Raw genomic sequence first — 21552 nt, 5'->3', positions numbered from 1 at the left:
CAGCCGTGTCGACGTGGATAACCTAACCAGTACACTTAGCATCGTGTCAACCAGGTTGGGCAGGCTATCTATTCGAGCGAGGTGGCTCTACGATGTGGCTCATGACGGACGAGGCCATGCAACCCTTCGAGCGCATCGCGCAGGACGTACGTGAACAGGTTCGGCTCAGGCAACTCAAGCCGGGCGACAAGCTCCAGAGCACCCGGGAGTTGGCGATCAAATACGCCGTCGCGCCCGGAACAGTGCAGCGCGCCTTCGCCGACCTTCGACGGGACGGTGTCATCTACTCCCACACCGGACGCGGGAGCTTCATTCGCGAGAACGCCCTCGACGCGCTTGCCGACCCGACTGCACAGACCATCAAGCGCCTCGAGGAGCAGGTTGCCGATCTGGCTGCACGACTCGAACGTGTTGAGCGGAACCAGAGCAGCGGTGCGGCTCAGTCCTGAGCCCGACCAGGACGCCGTACTGCCTCGTTCTCCTGTAGCGGCAACCACGGTGTCCCCCGTCTGTCATCGGCATCACTTCGACGTAGCTCAGCTTCGGGGTCGCGGCGTCTCGGCGAGATGTCCCGGCGTGGAAGGGGTGTCGCAATAGCGTTGCAACAGGGCTCTTCCTGCCTGGCAACAGAGCGTCATAGGGGTGTGTAGTGATCGCAGTTGAGCAGTGGACAGGCGAGGAGGCACTGCTGTTGCGATCAGTAATGCGCGCGTCGGTGCGGGGGTTCGCCGATCATCTCGGGATCAGTCCGCGAACGGTCTCGAATTGGCAGAGGAACAGGACCGGCGTGTGCCGTCCGCAGATGGCGCAGATCCTCGACACGACGCTCAACCAGTGCACCCCGGAGGAGCAGGAGGCGTTCCGCCTGCGCCTGGCGGCCCTCCACGGCACCGCCGTCGCGGCTGCGGGCGCCGACATTCCGCAGCCGACTCCTTGCACCGTCGTCTCCCACAAGTTCCTGCCGGCCTATGTGGGGGAGCAGATCGCCCCCTTGTACGCGGTTGGCGCTCCCGCGCCGTCTGGCCCGGGGGGCTTAGAGCGACGGACGCTTCCGGTCGGACACCGCTCGGCCAAGTCGTCGGCGGTCCACGTCTACGGGTGTGGCGTCGCCGTCGTGCACCTGGAAGAGCATCACCGCGTCGAGTCGCTGACCGATCTGGCGGTGTGGCGATACCGCACTTATCTGCATGAACCCGACTGGGCGGGCAAGCAGGTCACGCAGCTCATGAAGCTCCACGCTGCCGAGGGAGCACCTGCTCATGAAGTGCCCGCGCCGCAGTACGTGCTGTCGGTCTACGAACTCCGCGAGAACTCTTGGGCGGGCGCGGGTCTGGACACCGCGCTGCAGCTCCTGGCCACGCCCTCTGTCCTGGTCAACCGCCAGGACCCGGAGAGCGTCGTCTCGCTGGGGCCGGATGTCGAGGCCGCCAAGTTCCGCGAGAGCTGGTCTCACGCCGAGGCAGTCCCCTTCGGAGGTGGCGTCTCGCAGGGTGTCGCCGGCTGGTCCGGAGTCTCCTACCACCCTCAGCCTGATGAGCGCGCCCTCACGACAAGCCAGATCGTCGCATTGGAGCTGGATGTCCAGGCGTTGTGGGCCCTCTCCTCTCATATCCTGCACACCGTCGAGGACGGCCACGACCCGGTGATGCCGCCCGAGTACGGCTGGCGATTTCTGCGGAGTGCCTACACACGCCTCACAACCGCGCGTCCCACTGAGACGGCTCAGCACCGCGTGATGCGCGAAGCGATCTTGACTACGAGCGAGCTCCCCGATCGGCTGCGAGCCGCTCAGGACGCCCTCCGAGACAGCAACTCCTGATGGCCATGGGAAGGGTGAACGGGTTGGACCCGCGATCGACAGCGCTGCTGGTTATCGACGTACAGCAGGGCTTCGTCAACCAGCACAGCCGCGACGTTGTCCCGACGGTCGTACGGCTGGTGGAGGGCTGGCGAGCAGCCGGCGGTCCGGTGGTCTTCACCCGGTTTCACAACGCGCCGGGCTCGCCGTACGAGACGATTTCCGGTTGGAAGCGGCTGCGCACCGCCGAGGAGCAGGCGTTCGTGAAGGACCTGGCTCCCTTCATCGACGACTCGGCCCTGGTCGACAAGGCTCAGGCGTCCGTCTTCACGCCAGAGGGGTCGCAGCTCATCCGGGACGCCGGTTGGAGCGACCTGGTGCTGTGCGGCATCGACACCGACGCCTGCGTGTACGACTCTGCCACGGCCGCCTACCAACGGGGCTATCGGCCGTGGGTCGTCACCGACGCGTGTGCCTCAAGTGGCGGCGCCCAGTATCACGAGGCCGCGCTGCTGCTCGCGGCCCGGAACCTGGGCGCCGATCAGCTCATCACCAGCGAAGTCGCTCTGTCTCGTATCAGCGGAACCGGAGGGATCATCCAGTGAGTACACCTTCGTTCGACGCCGACGTCCTGGTCATCGGGGCCGGCCCCGCTGGCGTGGCGGCCGCCCTGATGGCCACCAGCCTCAACATGAAGGTCCTCGTCGTGGAGGCCGACGGCGTCGGGGGCAAGCTCCAGACCATCGGCGCGCTGGAGAACGTCTCCGGCAACTGGACGACCGGCCCCCAGATGGCCAAGGCCCTGGCCGGGGACCTGTCCCGCATCGAGCAGACCGGTCGGTGCTCGCTGGTCCGATCTCGCGCCGCGGGGGTCAGGGGCCACTCCGACCGAGCGGAGGTCGTCCTCGCGGACTCCCGGGTGCTCACCGCGCAGGCGGTCGTGGTCGGCACGGGCGTGACAGCGATGACGCCCGCCGACACCGACTGGATCAGCGCCGCCCCTTCTCTGTCCACGCCTCCGCTGTGGCGTGCGCGGCCCGAGCAGGTCGGTCCTCGGACCTACGTGCTCGGAGGCGACAGGCCGCTCGGCACCTGGCTGCGAGCTCACCCTCAGTCCTCCGCCACGCTCCATGTCCTCGCCCCGCCGACGGACGACTACAAGCTCGCCGAGGTGTCAGGGGACGACCGAGTTCGGGTAGTTCCCGTTTCTCACGTCACCGTTTCACAAGCCCGCCCCGGGGCCGAGTTCATCGTGGAGGTCGAGAATCGCCACGGAGAACGCAGCGGCTACGCCGCAACGGCGGTGCTGAGCAATCTCGGTAATCGGCCGGCGGCTCTCGAAGGGCTCAAGGTGGACGCGGGCGGATACTGTCCGCCCGAGATGCAGCACCTCAGGATTTTCATTGCCGGGGATCTGCGGTCCGGTCGATTCCAGCGCATCAGCACTGCCCAGGGCTCCGGAGCCGAAGCGGCCCTGGCCTACTACTACTCCACCGCGCTCGAGCGGGTCTGACATGGCGTCCGCCGTATTCGCCATGGTGCCGAATAGAACAGCTGGTGACAGCGGCCGCCATCAGGCTGAGCGTCGACTGACGGTCGGTCAGCAGGCAGTCCAGGTCGGAAAGTGTGAGGCGGGACACGATGACGGAACCTACCGGCCGGCTCTCGACGGTTATCGCTGCTGGGGGTCAAGCACGTGCGACGTGCACAGCCGAGGGAGGGTCACGGTGTGTCAAGCAGCGGCCCGACACGGTGTCACCTGTAGTGACTCTATGGGGCGTCAGGGGAGTAGGCTGGTCCCGGACTTGATCCACAGCAGGACAAGAGCAAGAAAAAGCCCCCGGGACCTTAGGCAAGTCCGTGGGGGCTCTCGGCCGGAAGAAGACTCCCGACCCGGCGACCCACCTTTTCGTGGAAAGGCGGTCACGTGATGCAGGGTACCCGTACCCGCGCGTGGACACACACCACCCCGCCGTGGAAGCGACGTTCGAGCGTCGCTCCGGTGGGGTGCCCGCATATCCGGACCGCCGCTTCTCCTTCACCCGCAGCGCTGTCGCGCCGGGTTGACCATGAATTCTGCGCTGGATGGCAGCGCAGCCCGGTCTCCCTCGGGGAGGACGCGACGTCGTAGCGGACTGAAGCGGCGGGCCTGTGAGGCTCTGGGCCGCTGGGGCGCTCAGCCCTCGAGGAGTTAGCAGCACCTCGACTGAGCGGCCCCCTGACACCGGACGGAGTTAGCAGCTCCGTCCGAAGGGGACGTCCTCGCGGTTAGCAGCCGCTCGGACGCTCGTACTCGGTTCTCCGCGAACCACGAAGCACCTTGGGGCTTCGTCATGCCGTTTTGGCGATGCCTCCACGACAGGAGCCATTGTGCAGGACTGTTGCGCCCTTTTCCAGCCTGGCTACGCCCGTTTGATCCGGTTTCGAGCGGAGTGGGCGGGTGATGTGCTGCACACCAGTGCAGCACCAAGCCCTCGTCCTAGCTTCGAAGGCGGCATAGGAAGCCCGGTCGCCATGGCGTTGAGCGCCCGTCCGGTGTGCCTGTGCCAAGAGGCTTTCCACAGCTCCGTCGGCGGGAGCGTCCGCGAGGGCGGCTTCCCGTGTGGCGGGACGCGATCTGAAGTTGTTGCTCGCCGTGCGGGAAGGCACGGGGCAATCGTGGCTCGGCGGCCTCTGTCCACAGGGCTCGTCGGTCGTCTGGTGGATGACGAGTCGAGCGTTTCGGCTACTCAGGGGGGAGTCCGCTTTGGTATGTACACCTGCCCCATGCAGACGCAGAAGATCATGGCCCGTACGGGTTCCGCTCCCGTCGGGACGGTGGGCCGATGAGCGCCGTGGCGGCATCGGCCGCCGTGCTCCCGCGCCCTCGTACACAGTTCGCCGGCGGCGCGTCGCGCCGTCGGCTGCGGTCGGTCCCGGCGCAGGCCGGTCCGGTCGCGCGGCTGGAGCTGGGCAACCCGCTCCAGCTGACGAAGACGATGCGCGCCCGGCTGCTCGCCGCGGTGCGCGCGCTGGTGACGTCCCCGGCGCTGGCCGGTGCGTCCGACGGCACGCGGCTGGCGTCGGTCGTGCTGACCGCGAAGGCCGATGCGCGCAGGGACTTCGAGACGTCGATCTGGGCGGAGGAGCTCGGCCGATGGCTGGGGGTGTCGCAGTCGACGGTCGCGCACACCGTGCTGCCCGAGCTGCGCGGCGCCGGGTTCCTCGGCTCGAACGTCGCGACGAACGCCATCGGGTGGGCGACGGGCCTGGAGTGCTGGGTGATCCCGATGTACCGGGCACAGCAGGCCGGTGACCGGCGGCACGCCCTGGCACTGTCCCGCTCGGAGCTGGCGGTGCTGCTGAGCCTGATCACCGTGCTGTTCGGTCCGGGGTGGGAGCCGAAGGACAAGGCGCCGATCCCGGCCGGGCTGCTCGCCGGGCGTACGGGCCGGGGGGCTGCGACGGACCGGCTCGGGCTGCTGCTGATGGTGCTGACGACGGGGTCTGCGGGCTGGCTGCAGCTGTGCCCTGGGTCGGTGGACACCGGCCGCGGGCGTCCGGCGGCGACGGTCGCGCGGCTGCTGGGCTGCACGGCGGCGGCCGGAGCGAAAGTCCTCAAGCGCCTCCAGGAGCACGGCGTCGCGGACGTGGTGCGCAGGGAGACCCGCTCGGGCCTGCACGCGCAGTCGCGGGTGCGCCTGGTGCCGGTCGCCAAGGCCCACGGTGTGGCTGTGCGGGAGGCCCGCCGGGTCGTGAACGCCGTGTTTTCAGACCTCGCCGGTACTGCATCCGGAGATGTTGAGTCGGGCGAGACGGCCGGGGCCATTGTGGCGACTGGGGTCGAAGGTGCCGGACAGGACGGGATCACCGGATCGGCAGACCTCGCCGCAACTGCACAGCACCACGCTCTCCACGCTTCTGGGGTTACTCCGGTAGTTCCTCCGCAGCTCTCTTGTGGTTTTTCCGGCGAAGGCCGTGGGGGTGAAGGCCGTCGGCCGGAGCGCGTGTGCGCGGGCGAGGACCAGGCCGTCGACTGCGGCACCGACTCTGCCGGGTCCGGGTCGCCGGTGGCCGAGGGCGGCCCGCTGCGCGGGGAAAAGCCGAAGGAGTCCCCGGTCGAGAAGCGGGTGGTGCAGCGCGCTGCCGGGGCTGGCGCCGGTGGCCGGCCGAAGGCCGGAGGGTGGGAAAAGGCGCAGCAGCAGAGGCGGGTGTCACTTCCGGATGATCTTCGTCTGCGGGTGGCTCTGGCTCCGGTCTCCTGGCTGTGGAGCCAGCTGAACGGCTGGCAGCAGGACCAGGTCGAGGCCGCCGCGACAACGGAGCTGGCGCAGCTGGCGGGCCTGGGTGTGGCGCCGGAGGGTGCGTCGCGGATGCTGGCCGACCGGCTCACCGACCGCCTGGCGGAGACCGGCGGCGAGGCGATGGTCACCGGCCCGTACGCGTGGCTGATCCGCCGGGGTCTGCCCCAGCGGCCGGCCTGCTCGCACCGCAAGTGCGACGACGGGATCCGGCTCGACACCGGCGAGGCCTGCGAGAACTGCGGCAACGTCATCCACCTCCGCCGTGCCCGGCGCGCCCGGATCGGCGCGGACATCGACCGGGAGCTGCCCGGCCTGGCCGACGGCGAGCGCCGCCGGGTCCTTGAGGAGCGGCTGCGCGAGCAGGTGGCCATCGAGGCGGAGGACCTGATGTGGCGTCAGGCGCAGGCTCGTGCGGAGAAGGCCGAGCGTGAGGCAGCGCGCGGTGCTGACCAGGAGCGGGCGGAGCGCGAGCGCGCGGCCGCAGCGGTGGCCGAGGTGGTCCGGCAGGCGCTGGCGTGTGAGGACTGCGGGCAGCCGCAGGCCGGTGGGCTGTGCGAGCCGTGCGGGTACGAACGCCGGACGGAGGCGTTGACGGTGGAGGCCGGGATGGTCGCGGCGACCTGGGCGGCCGACCTGGAGGACCAGGCCGCAATCGAGGCCGTCGCTGCCGATGTCCGGGCCTCGTTGACGGACGACATCGAGCGCACCCGGCGGGTATTCCTGGCCTCGGCTCCGCTCGGTGAACTGGACGCCGATCCGATCGGCGCGGCGTCCGTGCTCGCCTTCGGCGCGCTGCGGGCGGTGGAGGAGGCGCTGGTTGAGTTCCGCCGCAGCGCGCTGGGGCGGCTGGCCCGGACCGAGGAAGCCGACGCGGAGGCCAGGCGGGCCTACAAGACCGAGCAGGGGCGGCGCTGGTTCCGGCACAACCCGAGTGGTGCGGACGCGATCGCCGCGGCGACGAAGGCCGCCGACACCGCCCGCGAACGCGCTGCCGAGTGCCTGCTCGCGACGCGCCTGGGACGGCTGCGCGAGCAGGCCGCCGCCGGGACCAGGCAGGCCGCCTCCGCGCCGTGGACAGACCGGCTGCCCGAGTTCGCCGGCCGCCCGCTGACCGACGACATCGCGGAAGAGGTGATCGTGTGAGCACCGAGCTGAGCGGTGTCGATCTCGCCCGCCAGGCTCTGCTCGCCGCCCAAGAGACGGCGAAGAAGAACGGCGCCTCGGCAAGAAGGCCGAAGCGGCGTACCGGCACGACGGTGCGGCGTGACGGACGCGAGCCTCTCGGGCTGGGTGCGGCGATCACGACGATGATGGCCGAGCGCGGCATGGTCGCCCCGGCCGCCGGCGGCAGTGTCCTCGCCGAATTCGACGCCATCGTCGCCGCGGCCGCGCCCGAGCTCGCCGGCCACGTGGAGGCCGTCGCCTTCGACCCGGACACGGGCCGCCTGGACATCACCCCTGACAGCCCCGCCTACGGCACTCAACTGCGGTGGAGCGCGCCAAAGCTGATCGCGGCGGCCAACGAGCGGGTGCAGGGTGCGAAGGTCCGTGCCGTTCATGTCCTGGCGCCCGCGCCCGTGAAGGCCGGCCCCGCCACGGCGGCCGTCACTTCGGCCCCGCAGCCGGCGATGCCCGCTGCCACGGTGGAGCGCCGGACACCACCCGCGGGCTACCGCCGCGCAATCGACGCGCACCGCCAGGCGTTCCGGTCCTCGCAGCTGGACCCGGCGGTCGCGGCAGCCGTGGCGCGGCAGACCACCGCGATGCGGGAGTTGTCCCGACGGGCGTTCCCCGAGAGCGAATCCGTGCCCGCCGATGCGCCGGCTCCGATTGCGCAGGCACGCGCCCAGCACCGGTGAGGCTGCGGCGGTCGAGGCCGCCGCACTGCGTCGAGCCCGTGCGGAGAAAAGCGATCGGCCAGAGCGGCCAACGCAGTTGGGCAGAACAGCGTGATGGCCGAGGCCTGTGGCCAGTGCGGGTCGACCGGATCCGATCACCCCGATAGGTTCCTGACCGGAGGTTCGACACGTGACGTTACGAGAAGCGATCGGATGGACGCCGATACCGGTGTCCGTGCCCGGGTGTCCAGGCGTTGCGGGCATCGTTAGGCAGCACACCGCGACCGTCCGGGACGGGGCGGCCGTGCGGGCGAGGGCAGGAGCAGACCGGTGAGCGACCGCAGCGCCATCGAGTGGACCGAGGCGACCTGGAACCCGACGACCGGCTGCGACCGTGTCTCCTCAGGATGCGACAACTGCTATGCCCTGACCTTGGCCAAGCGCCTGAAGGCCATGGGCGCAGCGAAGTACCAGAACGACGGGGACCCCCGGACCTCCGGGCCCGGTTTCGACGTCACGCTGCACCCCGACGCCCTGGACGTGCCCTACGGGTGGAAGAGCCCGCGGACCGTGTTCGTGAACTCCATGAGCGATCTGTTCCACGCCCGGGTTCCCCTCGACTACGTGCGGCAGGTGTTCCAGGTCATCGCGGACACCCCTCAGCACACCTATCAGGTCCTCACCAAGCGGGCCCGGCGCCTGCGCCAGGTCGCGCCCCGGCTCGACTGGCCGGAAAACCTGTGGATGGGCGTCTCGGTGGAGACGGACAAGGAACTGGCGCGCGTCGACGATCTGCGTGAAGTGCCCGCGGCGGTGCGGTTCTTGTCCTGCGAGCCGCTGCTCGGCCCACTGCACGGTCTCGACCTGGACGGCATCAACTGGGTGATCGCGGGGGGCGAGTCCGGATCCGGGCACCGGCCCATGGACCCGGCCTGGGTCACACAGATCCGGGACACCTGCCAAGAAGCGGCCGTCGCCTTCTTCTTCAAGCAGTGGGGCGGCCGCACACCGAAGGCCGGCGGCCGGCTCCTGGAGGGCCGGACCTGGGACCAGATGCCGCTGCCCGTCGCCGCCTGACCCACCAGCCGGGCCAGCGCCTGCGGTGAGGTACCTGGTTGGGTGTCAGGCGGTTGCCCTGCCGGGATGGACCAAGATCTCCCGCGTCCGCTTGACGCCCACGCCGTCACTGGGTGTCCGGCCCTGTTCATGCAGCAAGCGAACGGCGCTGCGCGCCGCGGGCTCGGTCACCTGCCCGTAGTAGTCCCCGAAGACTTCCAGGGGGTAGTCGACGAGCCTCACCGGCCGGCGCAGCCTGGCCAGAAGGGCTGCGAGGTTGTCGGCGATGTGCGGTACCGCCTCACGCTCCACCGCCTTCGGGTCCGGGCGGGTCAACGACGTCACCGAGAACAGCGCGTCCTCCTCACGCTCTTCGAGCGTCTCCCACCAGGTGGCCCGGGCCCGGGCCACGGTGTCGCCGAAAACCCACAGGCCGTAAGGGCTCCGGGTCGCGAACACCAGCCGGTAGACAGCGCGTTTGCGCGGCGAATGCGACACCGGCACCGACTGCACCAGCATCCCCGTCCGCTCTGCCAGCCGGCTCGCGTAGCCTTCCGCCACCGCCTCGATCGCGTCCGCGGCCGCACTGTCCTTGTCCCGCGCGGCCACGGCGTCGGCGAAGTGCTCCCGCCACCAGGTTCCGCCGCACACGTCGTCGAACCGCTGCAATGACCGTTCATTGCCGTGCGGGGAGCGGACGTGCCCGCCCAGACGCCACACGGCCATCATGCTGAAGTTCATCAGCAGCTCGGTCGCCGGCCGCTTGTGAGGACGCTTGTTGGCGAGGACGTCGACCAGCCGGTCCTGCGGCAGGACCAGCCCACACGGATCGAGGAACAAGAACAGCGGCTCCCGGGCCGCGCTCTGAACGACCTGGTCCAGGACACCGTCGGCCTCCCCCCGGTGAGCATGTGCCCGCACTCCCCGGCCGCGGTACTGCTGGACAATGTCGTCCAACCGCTGAAACGACTTCTGCTGCTGCTCGGAGAAGAAGCACTCCAGCGTCAGCCCGGCCCTGGCCCGCAGGTGCGAGGCGACGCGCAGCGCGATCTCTCCCGAAGCCGGATCCCCGTTCTCGTACCGGCCCTCGCCCGCGTACCCGTCGAGATAGACCACGCGCTGATCATGCGACTGCTTACCCGTCATCCCGCCGAACTGCGGCAGGTACCGCTTCAGTAAATCGTGCTTGAACACGCTGGGCAGAGCCTTGTCCGCCCAGTAGCCACCGCCCGTACCCGACGACATCCCGCCCCCAAGATCCGTGTCCGCCCCATCACAGATGGTGAAGCACAGCGCTGCACCCGACAAGAGCGCGCACGCCGCATGAACCAGCGCCGGTCTTCGCGCCTGACGCCCGAAGAGCGTCGGCAACAACGTGGACGCTGCCCGCCATGATCAGCGCGGTCCGGCGGCTGTACCTCACTTGGAGCCGAGACGTGCGGCGATGGCCATGGGCGGGATCGCTTGCCCTGCGCCTCCTTGAGGCCTATGGCCCAGCATCGCGGCGGCAGCGTCGTACACGCGCTGGTAGACCGCCCGCTCATGGCCGGGCTCGCCGTCCTGCTGAGCGCGCGGCTGCTCTACCGGTGGATCACCGCCCGGACTCAGATCCAGCTGACCCGCCTGCGCCAGCAGGGCACCAGCGAAAGGATCAGCGTCCTGCCTCTGGGGAGCGTGGTCACCGAACGCCGTCGCCGACTTCCTCACCGGCTTCACCGACGAGTTCTCCTCGGTCGCCGCCTACGAGCGCATCGACCGCGCTACCCTCCAGCGGCGCCTGCTGCTCGCGTTGTTCGCGCTGGGCACCAACATGGGCATCCGGGCGATCGTGGCGACCGGCGAGCACGGCGAGACCGAGGCCGCGCTGCGGCACGTGCGCCGGCATTTCATCACCGTCGACAACCTCGGCGCGGCCGTCACCCGGCTGGTCAACGGCACGCTCGCCGCCCGGGATGCCGCCTGGTGGGGATAGGGCACCTCGTGCGCGTCGGACTCGAAGAAGTTCGGGTCCTGGTCCAGCAACTTCATGACCGAGTACCACGCCCGCTACGGCGGCAACGGCGTGATGATCTACTGGCACGTCGAGAAGAAGAACGTCTGCATCTACTCCCAGCTCAAGAGCTGTTCGTCGTCCGAGGTCGCGGCGATGATCGAGGGGTTGCTGCGGCACTGCACGGATGCCGAGATCGAGTCGAACTACGTCGACACGCACGGCGCGAGCGTGGTCGGGTTCGCCTTCACCGAGCTGCTCAACTTCCGCCTGCTGCCGAGGCTGAAGAACATCGGCAGCATCCGCCTGTACCGGCCGGACGACGCCCCGCCCGGCTGGCCGGCGCTCGGCGGCTCGCTGACCCGGCCGATCCGCTGGGACCTGATTGCCCAGCAGTACGACCAGATGGTCAAGTACGCCACCGCGCTCCGCCTGGGGACGGCGGAGGCGGAATAGGTGCTGCGGCGCTTTACGCGCGGCGGCCCCAAGCACCCGACCTACCAGGCCCTCGAAGAGCTGGGCCGAGCCGTGCGCACGATCTTCGCGTGCGACTACCTCGCCAGGCCCGACCTGCGCCGCGAGATCCACGGCGGGCTCCAGGTCGTGGAGAACTGGAACAGCGCGAACACCGTGCTCCACTACGGCAAGGACGGCGCCCTGACCGGCCCGGAAAAGGAGCACGCCGAGACGTCCATGCTCGCGCTGCACCTGCTTCAGTCCGCGCTCGTGCACGTCAACACGCTGCTGCTTCAGCAGGTCCTGGCCGAGCCGAAGTGGGCGAAGAAGCTGTCGGCCGAGGACCGGCGCGGCTTGACCGCGCTGTTCTGGTCGAACATCAACCCGTACGGCACGTTCCGCCTCGACATGAACAAGCGCCTCGACCTGTTGGGCGTGACCATTCCCGGTCAGCGTGGTGCCGTGAGCGAGCGAGCCGAGGCGGACCCTGCCACCCGATGAGGATTATGATCACTCACGGGTAGACAGTGTCTACAAATGCCTGGTAGACACTGTCTATGACTGATGAGAGCTCCCTTCGGGAGCGGTTGATCGATGTCGGGGTCGACCTTGTGCTGACCGAGGGCTCCGCGTCCGTGGGCCTGCGGGAAGTAGCCCGTCGAGCGGGGGTGTCGCACGGGGCGCCGCGTCGGTACTTCCCCACGCACCATGCGCTGCTCTCGGCTATCGGCCGTCGCGGCTTCGAGGACCTCGCAGCCCTGTTCGAGGCCGCGGTCGCCGGCACGACCACACCGCGCGGCCAGTTGGAGGCCCTCGCTCGGGCGTACGTCGGGTACGCGTTGGAACGCCGCGGCATGTTCGAGCTCATGTGGCGGCACGACCTGCTCGACGGCGTGGCGCAGGCATCGGACCAACCGAGGCTGCGCGAGTCGACCCTCCCGCTGTTCGGGCACTTCACCGAACTCGTCGCCCGATGCCGATCGGAGCGGGATGCCGCGCGACGCGCCGACGGGCCGAACGAGGCCGGACCTCCGCCTGCGGTGACTGCCGCCGCCCTGTGGTCGAACCTGCACGGCATGGCCCAGCTGTGGGCCTGGGGCAGCTTGCAACTCGCCCTCGGCGCCCCACCGCTGGACGGCGCCCCCGACGACAACCAACGCGACCGGCTCATCACGGCAGTTCTGGACGCCCACCTCGGCCCGGTGACCTCATGACCGCACCCGTACAGCGGCAGATTGCACTTCTGGTCAGCGTGGTCGGCGCGGTGATCGTCGCACTGGACGGAACCATCCTGCTCATGGCGCAGCCCGGCATGCAGCGTGATCTCGGCGCAAGCGTGGCGCAGATCCAGTGGACGAGCACCGGCTATCTGGTCGCCGTGGCCGCGTTACTCGTGATCGCCGGGCGCCTCGGGGACCGGTACGGACACCCGCGCCTGCTGTTCGTCGGCGTCCTCGGTTTCGGGGCTGCCTCGGCCGGGATCGCGCTCGCGCCGACCGTCGGCTGGGTGATCGTCCTGCGCGCGGTGCAGGGCGGGTTCGCCGCGTTCCTGCAGCCTGCGACGCTCGCGCTGCTACGGCTGGCGTATCCCGCGGACCGGCTCAGCAAGCCGATCGCCATCCGCACCAGTGCGATCGCGGTTGCGGCAGGGTCCGGTCCGCTCCTGGGCGGTGTTCTTGTGGCTCATCTGGGGTGGCGCGCCGCCTTCTGGGGCAACGTGCCCCTCGCGTTCGTCATCGCCGTCCTCGCCCTCGCCGTGCGGACGCCGGCACCTCAGCATGCCATCTCTCCACGGCTCAACCTCACCAGCGCGGGCCTGCTAGCGGTCGCGCTCGCAATCCTGGTCCACGCCTTGGCCGACGTACCCGCGCGGGGGTGGACCGCCGCGCCGACGCTGCTCGAATTCCTCGCCGTCATCGGCGTCGCAACGGTGCTCGGCTGGCACGAACGCCGCACGACGCACCCGATCGTTCCACCAGCCGTAGCGGGGTCCGTACCGGTGACGGCGTCGATGGCGATCCTGCTGATCACCACCGCCGGCCTGTTCGGCGCGCTGTTCAGGGCCACCTTCTACCTCCAGGACGTACTTCGCCTCGACCCGCTCGACAGCGGTCTACGCGTGCTCCCGCTGACCGTGCTCATGGTCCTCGGCTCACCCGCGGCGGTCGCCGCACTGCGCCGGTACGGTGCGCGCCGCACCGCGATCGCCGGTACGGTCCTCGTCGTGGTCGGCATCGCGGGGCTGTCCCGGCTCGGTCCCGCCAGCACATGGATGGCCATGGCTGTGGCCTTTGCCGCCGTTGGTGCCGGGTTCGCCATCGTGATGGTCACCGCCACCGGGACCGTCGTCGGTGACGCGCCGCCCGGGTGCGCCGGGGTTGTCAGCGGGCTCAAGCAGACCGCCATGAACATCGGGCCGATCTTCGGCATCGCCGTCGCAGCCAGCGCAACCGGCACGGCTGCTTCAACCATGAACTCCACTCTGCTGATCCTGGCCGCACTCGCCGCTCTCGGCCTGCTGCCCGCGTCGCGGCTGCCCCGGCGCCCGGCCCACCAGGAAGGAGGCGCCACGACCGCTGCGCCCCCGGTGCAAGCACCAACACCACAGGCGGCACCCGCCCGACATACAAACAGTTGAGCAACCGCCGAACACACCCAGGCTGATCCGGTCATGTACGAGACCGATCTTCAGTGTCGGCAAACGACCGTCTGTCAACACTCGGCGGAGTGATCACGACCCCGCAGGTGGGCAGTGTCGGCAACTCGCGTCGAAAATCAACGTCGCAGAACGGTTCTTCGGGGTAGTTTCCGACGCTGCTCATTGGCTATGCCCGCACATCGACGGCCGACCAGAACCCCGATCATCAGATCGACGCACTACTCCGCCACGGCGTCGACCGCGACAACATCCACGTCGACGTCGCCAGCGGCGCGAAGGCGTCCCGCCCGAAGCTCGATCTCGTCATGCAACTGCTGCGCGGGGGCGACACGCTGAAGGTGACCCGGCTCGACCGGCTCTCCCGCTCCGTGCTGCACTTGGTGACCCTCGGCGCCGAGCTGCGCGAGCGGAGTATCGGGCTGCACGTCATCGAGCAGGGCATCGACACCGCCACGATGGAGGGGCGGGCGATGTTCGGGATGCTGTCCGTACTGGCAGAGCTCCAGCGGGAGCTGATCGTGGCGAACACGAACGACGGGCTCGCCTCCGCGCGGGCCCGCGGCCGAGTGGACAGCTTCAGCGCCAGTTGCTCCTGGTCGGCGTCGAAGTCGCTGTAGGGGCCGACTCCGAGAAGGCGTTGGCCTCCTCCTCGATGGCGTCGGCGGTCTGGAGCAGGAAGTAGCTGCGTTCGCGGGCGCCCCGTGGGGTCCATCCCCGCGCGTGCGGGGAGCAGCAACGCGGAGTGGGTCACCGTCACCAACACCGGCTGCGGCTCCGTCAACCTCAAGGGCTGGGTCCTGAGCGACCGCTCCCACCACACTTACACCTTCCACAACCTGCGCCTCGCAGGACACCAGTCGGTGCGCGTCCACACCGGCATCGGCCGCGACACCGGCCGCGACGTCTACCAGGACTGCCGCGACTACGTCTGGAACAACACCGGCGACACCGCCACCCTCTGCGACACCCACCAGCACATTGTCGCCGCGAAGTCCTGGGGACGCCGCTGAACAAGGCGAGGGGTTCGCGACGGGACCTTGATCTACGAAGGCTGGCACCCGAACGGGTGCCGGCCTTCTCCACGTCCGGAGCGGCTGGCACTCCGGCCGGGGAAGGACGTCACGGGAGGTCCTCGATCGAGCCCACGACACTCCGAAGAGATTGGGTCTTCGCCGGGCGGCTGCACCTGGGAGTCGTCATGAATGACCGGGTGTCACCGGGCGTCCCCACTGCTCGCCGACCCGACAGGGGGCTCGATGACTGACTCCACGAGGTGTGAGTCGCGGAAGGCCTTTACACCCCTGAGGATCTGGCACAGGTATATGGGATGCAAAGTTCCGGACAAGTAGGTGCCCGGAAAGTTTTAGTTTATGGCGATATCTGGAAATGATCTTGGCCAAATCGAATTTATGAACGAGAAGCTTGGCTGCCTCTTTTCGTATGGTCACCCAGCGATCTCGCATCACCACACACGGCTCATGCATCACATGTGCCACACGCACATCACGGGAGGGGTTGGACCATGAGGAAGATTCGTCAGGCGGTAGCAGTGGCAGCGGGGGGCGCCGCGCTCCTGAGCCTCGGCGTAGTGCCTGCGCACGCCGAGGGTTCTCGCACCAGCTACATAGGTGGCTGGGCTCGAGGCAACGAGTCGAGCCGCTGGGCCGACGACAACAGCGACGGCGCCAGCACGTCCGTCGGGTTCTCCGGGTGCCAGACGGACTCGTCCTTCAGCTCGGCGTCGCTGAACCTGTTCCAGGACATCAGCCTCGCGCCCGACAAGGACCGCGGCTCGCGCACCAACTACTGCAATACCTCCGCCTGGGGCGTTCAGCCGAAGGGAAGCTACTACTTCACACTGACCGGGTTCACCGGAGGCTCGCGGCTCACGGTCAGCACCGTCCGCATAGCCTGGTAGCAGCGCTTGGCGGGGCTCGGCCGCGGTGCGGCTGAGCCCCGTGCCATCGAGCACTTCACAGAACGAGCTGCGCCGGAGCCTCGCAGCAGATTGAGTTTGTCCATGACACTGCAGTTCAGCGGGATCGACTTCAGCTACAACCGGAAGTCCTCGGTCTTCACGGCATTCGACCTGACCATTGACACCCCGGCCACCGTTCTGCTGGGGCCCAACGGCGCCGGCAAGTCGACGCTGATGTCTCTTGCGGCTACCCACCTGCGCCCGGCCGCCGGGCGCATCTCGTGGCGCGGCCGGACGGCGTCGGGCCGCCGCGACCGAACCGCTTATGTGAAGGCGGTGGCCTGGCTCCCGCAGGACATCGCGGCCATCCCCGGGCTGACGGTCCGTGAGCAGGTGGCGTACGCCGGATGGTTGAAGGGCATGTCCAAGTCCTCGGCCTGGGAGGCCTCTGCCGACGCTCTGGCCCGTGTCAATCTCAGTGACCTGGCCGATCGGCGCAGCCACCAGCTGTCCGGCGGCCAGAAGCGCCGCATGGGCCTGGCGGGAGCCCTCACCCACCGCAGCGAGCTGATTCTGCTGGATGAGCCGACCGCGGGGCTGGATCCGACACAACGCCGGGTCTTTCGGACCCTGTTGGAGAAGCTGTCTAGCGATGTGCGGGTGGTGGTCTCGACCCACCAGACCGAAGACCTTGCGGAGTCCTACTCTCACGTCGTGGTCCTGGACCGCGGCACGGTCCGCTTCCAGGGCACCATCGCAGACTTCTACTCGCTGGCCGGACCGGCCGTGACCGATCCGCGCGAGCGCGCCGAGGCGGCCTACGCCCAGCTCGTGCACGGGGAGCTGTGACATGAGGATCCGCACCATGCTGCGCTCGTCCTCGGCCGTGATCGTTCTGCCGATCGTCGTCGTTTTCGTCCTGGCCGCGATCGGCAACGACATCACCTCCTGGACGACTGCCGGATACTGGCCCTCGGCGACGGGCAGCTCGACCTACGCACTCCCCTTCATCAGCACCGCGTGCGCCGCCATGGGGGCCTGGGAAGGCGCACGACTGACACGCGGACACGTATTCAGCCAGGTCAGCGTCCGCTCACCGCTGACCATCTCGGCGTCCGTCCTGGTGCCCGTGGTGGCCGCAGGTGGCATCGCGTCCTTGGCCGCTCTTCTCCTTGCCGCCGGATCAGCCGGAGTCGGCGCGGGACTTCCCGACCTGATGATCCTGGCGGCAGAGCTCGTCCTGCTGTTGGCGAACACGCTGGTGGGCTTCTGCATCGGGCGACGTTTGCCGGCCCTCATTTCTGTCCCCGCCTCTCTGGTGGGAGCTTTCATCGTCAACGCCTTTCCCGCCTCGTGGAGTATTTTGTGGCTTAGGCACCTGGTGGGCGGCGGCCTGTCGGACTGTTGTGCCCTCGATCAAGTGGTCAATACCCGCGCTGTGTGGTGCACTCTGCTCTTCGCCGGCGGCCTGGCCGCGGCCTGCCTGACAGTCATCAACTACCGCCACCAGCGCCTCGCGCCCGCCATCGCGCTGGGGATCCTCATCGCCGGAACGGGCAGTGCGGTCGCGACGGCGCAGGGCCTGCAAGCCGATGCGACCAGCCCGCGTCCGCTGGCAGTGTTGGACTGCAAGCAGGGCCCCTCAGCGACCGTGTGCCTGTGGCCCGAAGTCACCCACGCATCCACGGTCCGCAGCGAGACCCAGAAAGCCGTGGCCAAACTGCAGGCCTTCGGTGTCACCACGCCCTCCACGTTCACCATGGCGGCCCGACCCACCGCGCAGGAAGCCAAACTGGGCATAGGGCCCAGCGCCAGTGCACAAGACGTCCCCCCTGGTGTCGTCGCGGGACTTCTCCCGCAGCTGCCTGCCTGCGCCACCCAGGGGGCCTACCCGGGCGGCGAGGCCGTCGCACCAGTAGCCGCCTGGCTCATGCTCACAGCCGGAGCATCCGAGAACACCCTCGCAGCCAAAACAGATCCCGACACCAGCAAGCTGGCCCGGCAGGTCGCCTCGATGCCGAAGGCAGAGCAACTGCGGTGGTACGCCATCAACACCTCGGCCATGAAGACGTGCACGGTCAAGCCCCAACTCATCCCGGTAGGAGGTGCCAAGTGAGGTGGTGGCTCAAAACCCGCGCACCAGCCGCCTTCCTCGCCGCTGTCATCATCACCACCGCCTTCGCCAGCCTCGCGGGCAATAGAGAACTCCCCATCCCCTCACTGACCGGAACCACAGGAACATTCCTGGCCGGACACCTGATCACCGTCCTTCCCGCCGCCGTCTTGATGTACGCGGCGAGCCGCACAGACATCAGGATGGAGCGGGCAGCCGCCCGCCCCATACCGGCCTGGAACACTCTGCTCGGCGTGATGGCCGCGTTGACCGCAGCTCTGGCGGCGATCATCGCCTACGCCGTGAGCCACCAGGACATCGCCATAGTGACCGGCCGGAACACGGTCGGCTACATCGGATTCGCCATGCTCCTGTGCGCCCTCGCCGGCCCCCGCGCCGCTTCATTCACCACCGCCGCCATCCCCATCGTGCTCGCCACAACGGGATGGGCACCTGACGGCCGGGCCAGGCCCTGGGCCTGGGTGCTCCAACCAGCCCAGTCCGGCCTCGCAGCCGGCGCAACCCTTGCACTGCTGGCCGCCGGCGTCACCGTGACACTGACCCGGCCTACACCGGCCAGACACGAGCGCTGATCAGCGACTGCTGCTCTCCGCAGCGGTGGGGTGTCTGGCTGCCGACTCCTGTGACGGCGTTGCGGCCGGGGATGTGCCAGACCTAAGAGTCGGCGATCGAACGCCTGGGGGCTCAAAATGCCTAGGGCGTGTCTCTCCGATCACCCTGATTGTCTCGCGGCTCCGCCACCACGATGGGGCCCTGGAGGCATCGCCTCCAGGGCCCCGGGGATCATCGCCGCGAGCGGTCCGGATTCGTGATCCTGAACCGGGCCATGTTCTCCGTGTTGTCTTCGGTGGCCCACCGGCGGAAGCCGGCCTTCTCCAGCACACGGACTGAGGACGGGTTGGAGAGCTCCACATCAGCGGACACGGTGTGGACCTCAGGTGCGGTGAGGGCGAACTCTGCCAGGGCTTGGGTGGCCTCGGGGGCATAACCGCGGCCTCGGCGGGAGGCCACGATGCCGTATCCGATTTCCAGGACGCCCTCGCTGGGCGGCCAGAACAGGCCGATCGAGCCCACCACCAAGCCGCTCTCGCGCTCGATGATCAGGCGGTGGCCGTATGCGTCGAGCCAGGCGGGGTGCTGGTCGAAGAGGCTCGCGACCATGCGGTCGCCTTCAGCGGGAAAGTCGCCCGCCCAGTGAGTGGACCTGGTGTCGGCGAGGACCGCAGCGGCCTCGTTTGTGGTCCAGGGCCGCAGGATCAGGCGCTTGGTGATCACGTTGGTGTGGCCGGGCGAAGAAGAGGAAGACACGTGTCTCTCCTGGTCGTTAGGACGACCCGGGCCGCGCTCTGCTATCGCGCGGGCCGGATGAGGGCATGCTGAAGACGGCCGACGGCAGCCATATTCATCAACCTCCCTGTCCCGCTGATCACACGTCTCTCGCGCTGGCGTGACGGTAACAACCGCTCCTTGGCCTGAACAACTCATTTCCGTGCCGCTGACCGGGGACTTTCGCTTACTGAGGGGCGTATCTCTTCGATCGGGCAGCTCGTTGTTCTGGTCATGCTCAGCAGGGGGGATCTCACGGATGGCGAGTGGGCGGTGCTGGAGCCACTGCTGCCCGTGAGCAACAGCCGGTGCGGCCGGTGGCGGGACCACCGCCAAGTGATCAACGGAATCATCCACCGGCTCAGTACCGGCTGTCAGTGGCGCAAGCTGCCCGAACGCTTCGGCCCTTGGCAGACGATTCACAAACGCCACATGCTGTGGTCGGCGGACGGCACCTGGGAGAGGCTGCTCCAGCACGTCCAGGCCGTCGCCGATGCCGAGGGCGGCATCGACTGGCACATCAACATTGACTCAACCTCGATCCGTGCTCACCAGCACGCCGCCGGCGCTCCGAAGGACCCTCCGCCAGCACTGCCCTGTGCCTCAAAAGGGGTCACACAAAGATCAGTTCACGTGCGCGTGCACGTGCGCTCATGCCCATTCCGGGCGGAGGCGGTGCGGCGGGCGAAGCCCTTGGCCGCTCCCGCGGCGGGCTGACCTGCAAGATTCACCTGAGCGCGGACGGCAAGTGCCGCCCGCTCTCCCTTGTCGTCACGCCTGGTCAGCGGGCAGACTGCACCCAGTTTGAGCCGCTCATGGACAAGATCCGCGTCCCCCGGCTTGGCATGGGTAGGCCGAGGCGGCGGCCGGACAGTGTTTGCGCCGACAAGGCATACAGCAACCGTGTGATCCGCTCCTACCTAAGACGACGGGGCATCCGACACGTCATCCCGGAGAAGAGCGACACCAAGTCAGCCCGCCTGCGCAGGGGTTCACGCGGCGGCCGTCCTGCCCACTTCGACAAGATCCGGTACAAAGCCAGGAACACCGTCGAGCGGGCGATCAACAAGATCAAGCAGTTCCGAGCCGTCGCTACCCGTTACGACAAGCGCGGATACGTCTTCCTCGGCACCGTTACCGCCGCCGCACTCCTGATCTGGCTCCGCTCGTGACCGGAGAGACGGAACCGACCGCTGCCGTACCTGCATACAGGCGGGGAGGCGAAATCGGGTTGTGCCTGGGGCGGTGATCGGCTTGGGTTCGTGCTCGTGACTGCCTTGAATGATCTCGTACGTCCGGACCGCTATCCGCGTTCCTCCCGCTATGACCCCAGCTGGGTGCTCAATCTCGACATGGGGCCGAACCCGTTGTGGCTGCTGGAGGACCTCGCCCGCGACCTTGATCTGCGCCCGGGGATGCGGATACTCGACCTCGGCTCCGGCAAGGGCGCCACGTCGGTGTTCCTTGCCCGCGAGTACGGTTCCCGGGTCGTCGCGGCCGACTTGTGGATCGCTCCCGAGGACGCAGCAGCCGTCTTCGCCGACGCAGGTGTCGGTCATCAGGTGCAGGCCGTGCGAGCCGAGGCGCACGCCTTGCCTTTCGAAGAGGAGAGCTTCGACGCCATCGTGAGCGTCGACGCCTTCGAGTACTTCGGTACGGCGGACAGCTATCTGCCCTACCTGGTCCGTTTTCTCCGCCCTGGCGGACAACTGGCCATGGCGACCCCCGCTATGACACGGGAAGCCCGTGAGCTCGGGGCCATTCCGCCCCATATCAAAGACGTGGTGGGCTGGGAAGCGATGGCCTGGCACACGGCGGAATGGTGGCGCTTCCAGTGGGCGATCACTGAACTGGTGGAGGTCACGTCCGCGCGTCTACAGCAAGACGCCTGGCAGGACTGGCTGCTGTGGGTCCAGGCATGCGCCGAGCATCAGCCGGACGGCCGGAGCGCCAACCAGCCGGTCATCGACATGCTCACCACAGACGGCGGAGAATTCCTCTCCTTCGCTCTGGTAACCGCACGCAAGAACTAAGCAGGCTTCACTTCGCCGACAGTTCTGTCTCTCCATTCGTGATCGGAGAGACAGAACCTAG

The 21552-nt window shown here is 68.5% G+C and carries 19 protein-coding genes and 1 pseudogene; 18 read left to right on the top strand and 2 right to left on the bottom strand.

The window, feature by feature from the left end; all coding sequences use genetic code 11:
* Positions 1-101 precede the first annotated feature (101 nt).
* The 7 genes from CG740_RS34635 to CG740_RS34600 all read left to right on the top strand — a co-directional run bounded on the left by CG740_RS34635 (position 102) and on the right by CG740_RS34600 (position 8996).
* Complete coding sequence (locus CG740_RS34635; RefSeq protein WP_159030484.1) at positions 102-449, top strand: GntR family transcriptional regulator; 348 nt, start codon at positions 102-104, stop codon at positions 447-449.
* A gap of 200 nt (positions 450-649) precedes the next feature.
* Entirely contained in the window at positions 650-1819 is a 1170-nt protein-coding gene (locus CG740_RS34630) for a transcriptional regulator (protein WP_100579292.1), read from the top strand.
* A complete protein-coding gene (locus CG740_RS34625) occupies positions 1819-2403 on the top strand; it encodes an isochorismatase family cysteine hydrolase (protein ID WP_442802868.1) in 585 nt (194 codons plus the stop codon). The genes CG740_RS34630 and CG740_RS34625 overlap by 1 nt, the downstream gene beginning before the upstream one ends.
* Positions 2400-3311 (top strand): FAD-dependent oxidoreductase, encoded by a 912-nt coding sequence (locus CG740_RS34620; RefSeq protein ID WP_100579291.1) that lies wholly within the window; start codon positions 2400-2402, stop codon positions 3309-3311. The genes CG740_RS34625 and CG740_RS34620 overlap by 4 nt, the downstream gene beginning before the upstream one ends.
* Before the next feature lie 1312 nt (positions 3312-4623).
* Positions 4624-7224: a hypothetical protein gene (locus tag CG740_RS34610; RefSeq protein ID WP_100579289.1), complete on the top strand. Its 2601-nt coding sequence runs from the start codon at positions 4624-4626 to the stop codon at positions 7222-7224.
* The gene (locus CG740_RS34605) at positions 7221-7940 is read left to right on the top strand and encodes a DciA family protein (protein WP_234376653.1); all 720 of its coding nucleotides are present in this window, start codon (positions 7221-7223) and stop codon (positions 7938-7940) included. The genes CG740_RS34610 and CG740_RS34605 overlap by 4 nt, the downstream gene beginning before the upstream one ends.
* A 309-nt stretch (positions 7941-8249) precedes the next feature.
* The gene (locus CG740_RS34600; protein ID WP_100579288.1) at positions 8250-8996 is read left to right on the top strand and encodes a DUF5131 family protein; all 747 of its coding nucleotides are present in this window, start codon (positions 8250-8252) and stop codon (positions 8994-8996) included.
* 45 nt (positions 8997-9041) lie between these two features.
* On the opposite strand, the gene tcmP is transcribed toward CG740_RS34600, so the two are convergent.
* A complete protein-coding gene (tcmP, locus tag CG740_RS34595; RefSeq protein ID WP_159030483.1) occupies positions 9042-10169 on the bottom strand; it encodes a three-Cys-motif partner protein TcmP in 1128 nt (375 codons plus the stop codon).
* Positions 10170-10725: 556 nt separating this feature from the next.
* On the opposite strand from tcmP, the pseudogene CG740_RS41260 reads away from it, so the two are divergent.
* The 9 genes and pseudogenes from CG740_RS41260 to CG740_RS34545 all read left to right on the top strand — a co-directional run bounded on the left by CG740_RS41260 (position 10726) and on the right by CG740_RS34545 (position 18704).
* Positions 10726-11922: pseudogene (locus CG740_RS41260) on the top strand (transposase).
* A gap of 56 nt (positions 11923-11978) precedes the next feature.
* Positions 11979-12635: a TetR/AcrR family transcriptional regulator gene (locus CG740_RS34580; RefSeq protein WP_100579285.1), complete on the top strand. Its 657-nt coding sequence runs from the start codon at positions 11979-11981 to the stop codon at positions 12633-12635.
* The gene (locus tag CG740_RS34575; RefSeq protein ID WP_100579284.1) at positions 12632-14059 is read left to right on the top strand and encodes an MFS transporter; all 1428 of its coding nucleotides are present in this window, start codon (positions 12632-12634) and stop codon (positions 14057-14059) included. Before CG740_RS34580 ends, CG740_RS34575 begins: the two co-directional genes overlap by 4 nt.
* 176 nt (positions 14060-14235) lie before the next feature.
* Complete coding sequence (locus tag CG740_RS34570) at positions 14236-14697, top strand: recombinase family protein (RefSeq protein ID WP_324901195.1); 462 nt, start codon at positions 14236-14238, stop codon at positions 14695-14697.
* Between the two features lie 84 nt (positions 14698-14781).
* Positions 14782-15090, top strand: coding sequence for a lamin tail domain-containing protein (locus CG740_RS34565; protein WP_100579283.1), 309 nt, complete (start codon positions 14782-14784; stop codon positions 15088-15090).
* 512 nt (positions 15091-15602) lie between these two features.
* The gene (locus CG740_RS34560; RefSeq protein ID WP_159030482.1) at positions 15603-15998 is read left to right on the top strand and encodes a hypothetical protein; all 396 of its coding nucleotides are present in this window, start codon (positions 15603-15605) and stop codon (positions 15996-15998) included.
* A gap of 102 nt (positions 15999-16100) precedes the next feature.
* On the top strand, positions 16101-16847 hold the full coding sequence (locus CG740_RS34555; protein WP_100579281.1) for an ATP-binding cassette domain-containing protein: 747 nt from the start codon (positions 16101-16103) through the stop codon (positions 16845-16847).
* A 16-nt stretch (positions 16848-16863) separates the two neighbouring features.
* A complete protein-coding gene (locus tag CG740_RS34550) occupies positions 16864-18114 on the top strand; it encodes a DUF7224 domain-containing protein (RefSeq protein ID WP_159030481.1) in 1251 nt (416 codons plus the stop codon).
* Positions 18111-18704 (top strand): hypothetical protein, encoded by a 594-nt coding sequence (locus tag CG740_RS34545; protein WP_100579279.1) that lies wholly within the window; start codon positions 18111-18113, stop codon positions 18702-18704. Before CG740_RS34550 ends, CG740_RS34545 begins: the two co-directional genes overlap by 4 nt.
* 211 nt (positions 18705-18915) lie before the next feature.
* Here CG740_RS34545 and CG740_RS34540 read toward each other — a convergent pair whose 3' ends face one another.
* A complete protein-coding gene (locus tag CG740_RS34540) occupies positions 18916-19440 on the bottom strand; it encodes a GNAT family N-acetyltransferase (protein WP_100579278.1) in 525 nt (174 codons plus the stop codon).
* A gap of 252 nt (positions 19441-19692) precedes the next feature.
* Here CG740_RS34540 and CG740_RS34535 point away from each other — a divergent pair.
* Both CG740_RS34535 and CG740_RS34530 read left to right on the top strand, forming a co-directional pair.
* A protein-coding gene (locus tag CG740_RS34535) for an IS5 family transposase (RefSeq protein ID WP_373304652.1) occupies positions 19693-20630 on the top strand; the annotation gives its coding sequence in 2 pieces (ribosomal slippage) (positions 19693-20083 and positions 20083-20630; 939 coding nt in all).
* Positions 20631-20726: 96 nt separating this feature from the next.
* Positions 20727-21491, top strand: coding sequence for an SAM-dependent methyltransferase (locus tag CG740_RS34530; RefSeq protein ID WP_189766536.1), 765 nt, complete (start codon positions 20727-20729; stop codon positions 21489-21491).
* Positions 21492-21552 lie beyond the last annotated feature (61 nt).

Source organism: Streptomyces sp. CB01201 (assembly GCF_002803085.1).
GTDB classification, from domain to species: domain Bacteria; phylum Actinomycetota; class Actinomycetes; order Streptomycetales; family Streptomycetaceae; genus Streptomyces; species Streptomyces hundungensis.
Note: the sequence above shows the minus strand (reverse complement) of the source record. Positions and strands in the feature narration are given on the sequence as shown.

What these genes read in the sequence shown, in the direction of transcription:
- CG740_RS34635 (WP_159030484.1), top strand. Translation starts at nt 102, where the DNA reads ATGACGGACGAGGCCATGCAACCCTTCGAGCGCATCGCGCAGGACGTA.
- CG740_RS34625 (WP_442802868.1), top strand. Translation starts at nt 1,819, where the DNA reads ATGGCCATGGGAAGGGTGAACGGGTTGGACCCGCGATCGACAGCGCTG.
- CG740_RS34560 (WP_159030482.1), top strand. Translation starts at nt 15,603, where the DNA reads ATGAGGAAGATTCGTCAGGCGGTAGCAGTGGCAGCGGGGGGCGCCGCG.
- CG740_RS34610 (WP_100579289.1), top strand. Translation starts at nt 4,624, where the DNA reads ATGAGCGCCGTGGCGGCATCGGCCGCCGTGCTCCCGCGCCCTCGTACA.
- CG740_RS34555 (WP_100579281.1), top strand. Translation starts at nt 16,101, where the DNA reads ATGACACTGCAGTTCAGCGGGATCGACTTCAGCTACAACCGGAAGTCC.
- CG740_RS34550 (WP_159030481.1), top strand. Translation starts at nt 16,864, where the DNA reads ATGCTGCGCTCGTCCTCGGCCGTGATCGTTCTGCCGATCGTCGTCGTT.
- CG740_RS34580 (WP_100579285.1), top strand. Translation starts at nt 11,979, where the DNA reads ATGACTGATGAGAGCTCCCTTCGGGAGCGGTTGATCGATGTCGGGGTC.
- CG740_RS34575 (WP_100579284.1), top strand. Translation starts at nt 12,632, where the DNA reads ATGACCGCACCCGTACAGCGGCAGATTGCACTTCTGGTCAGCGTGGTC.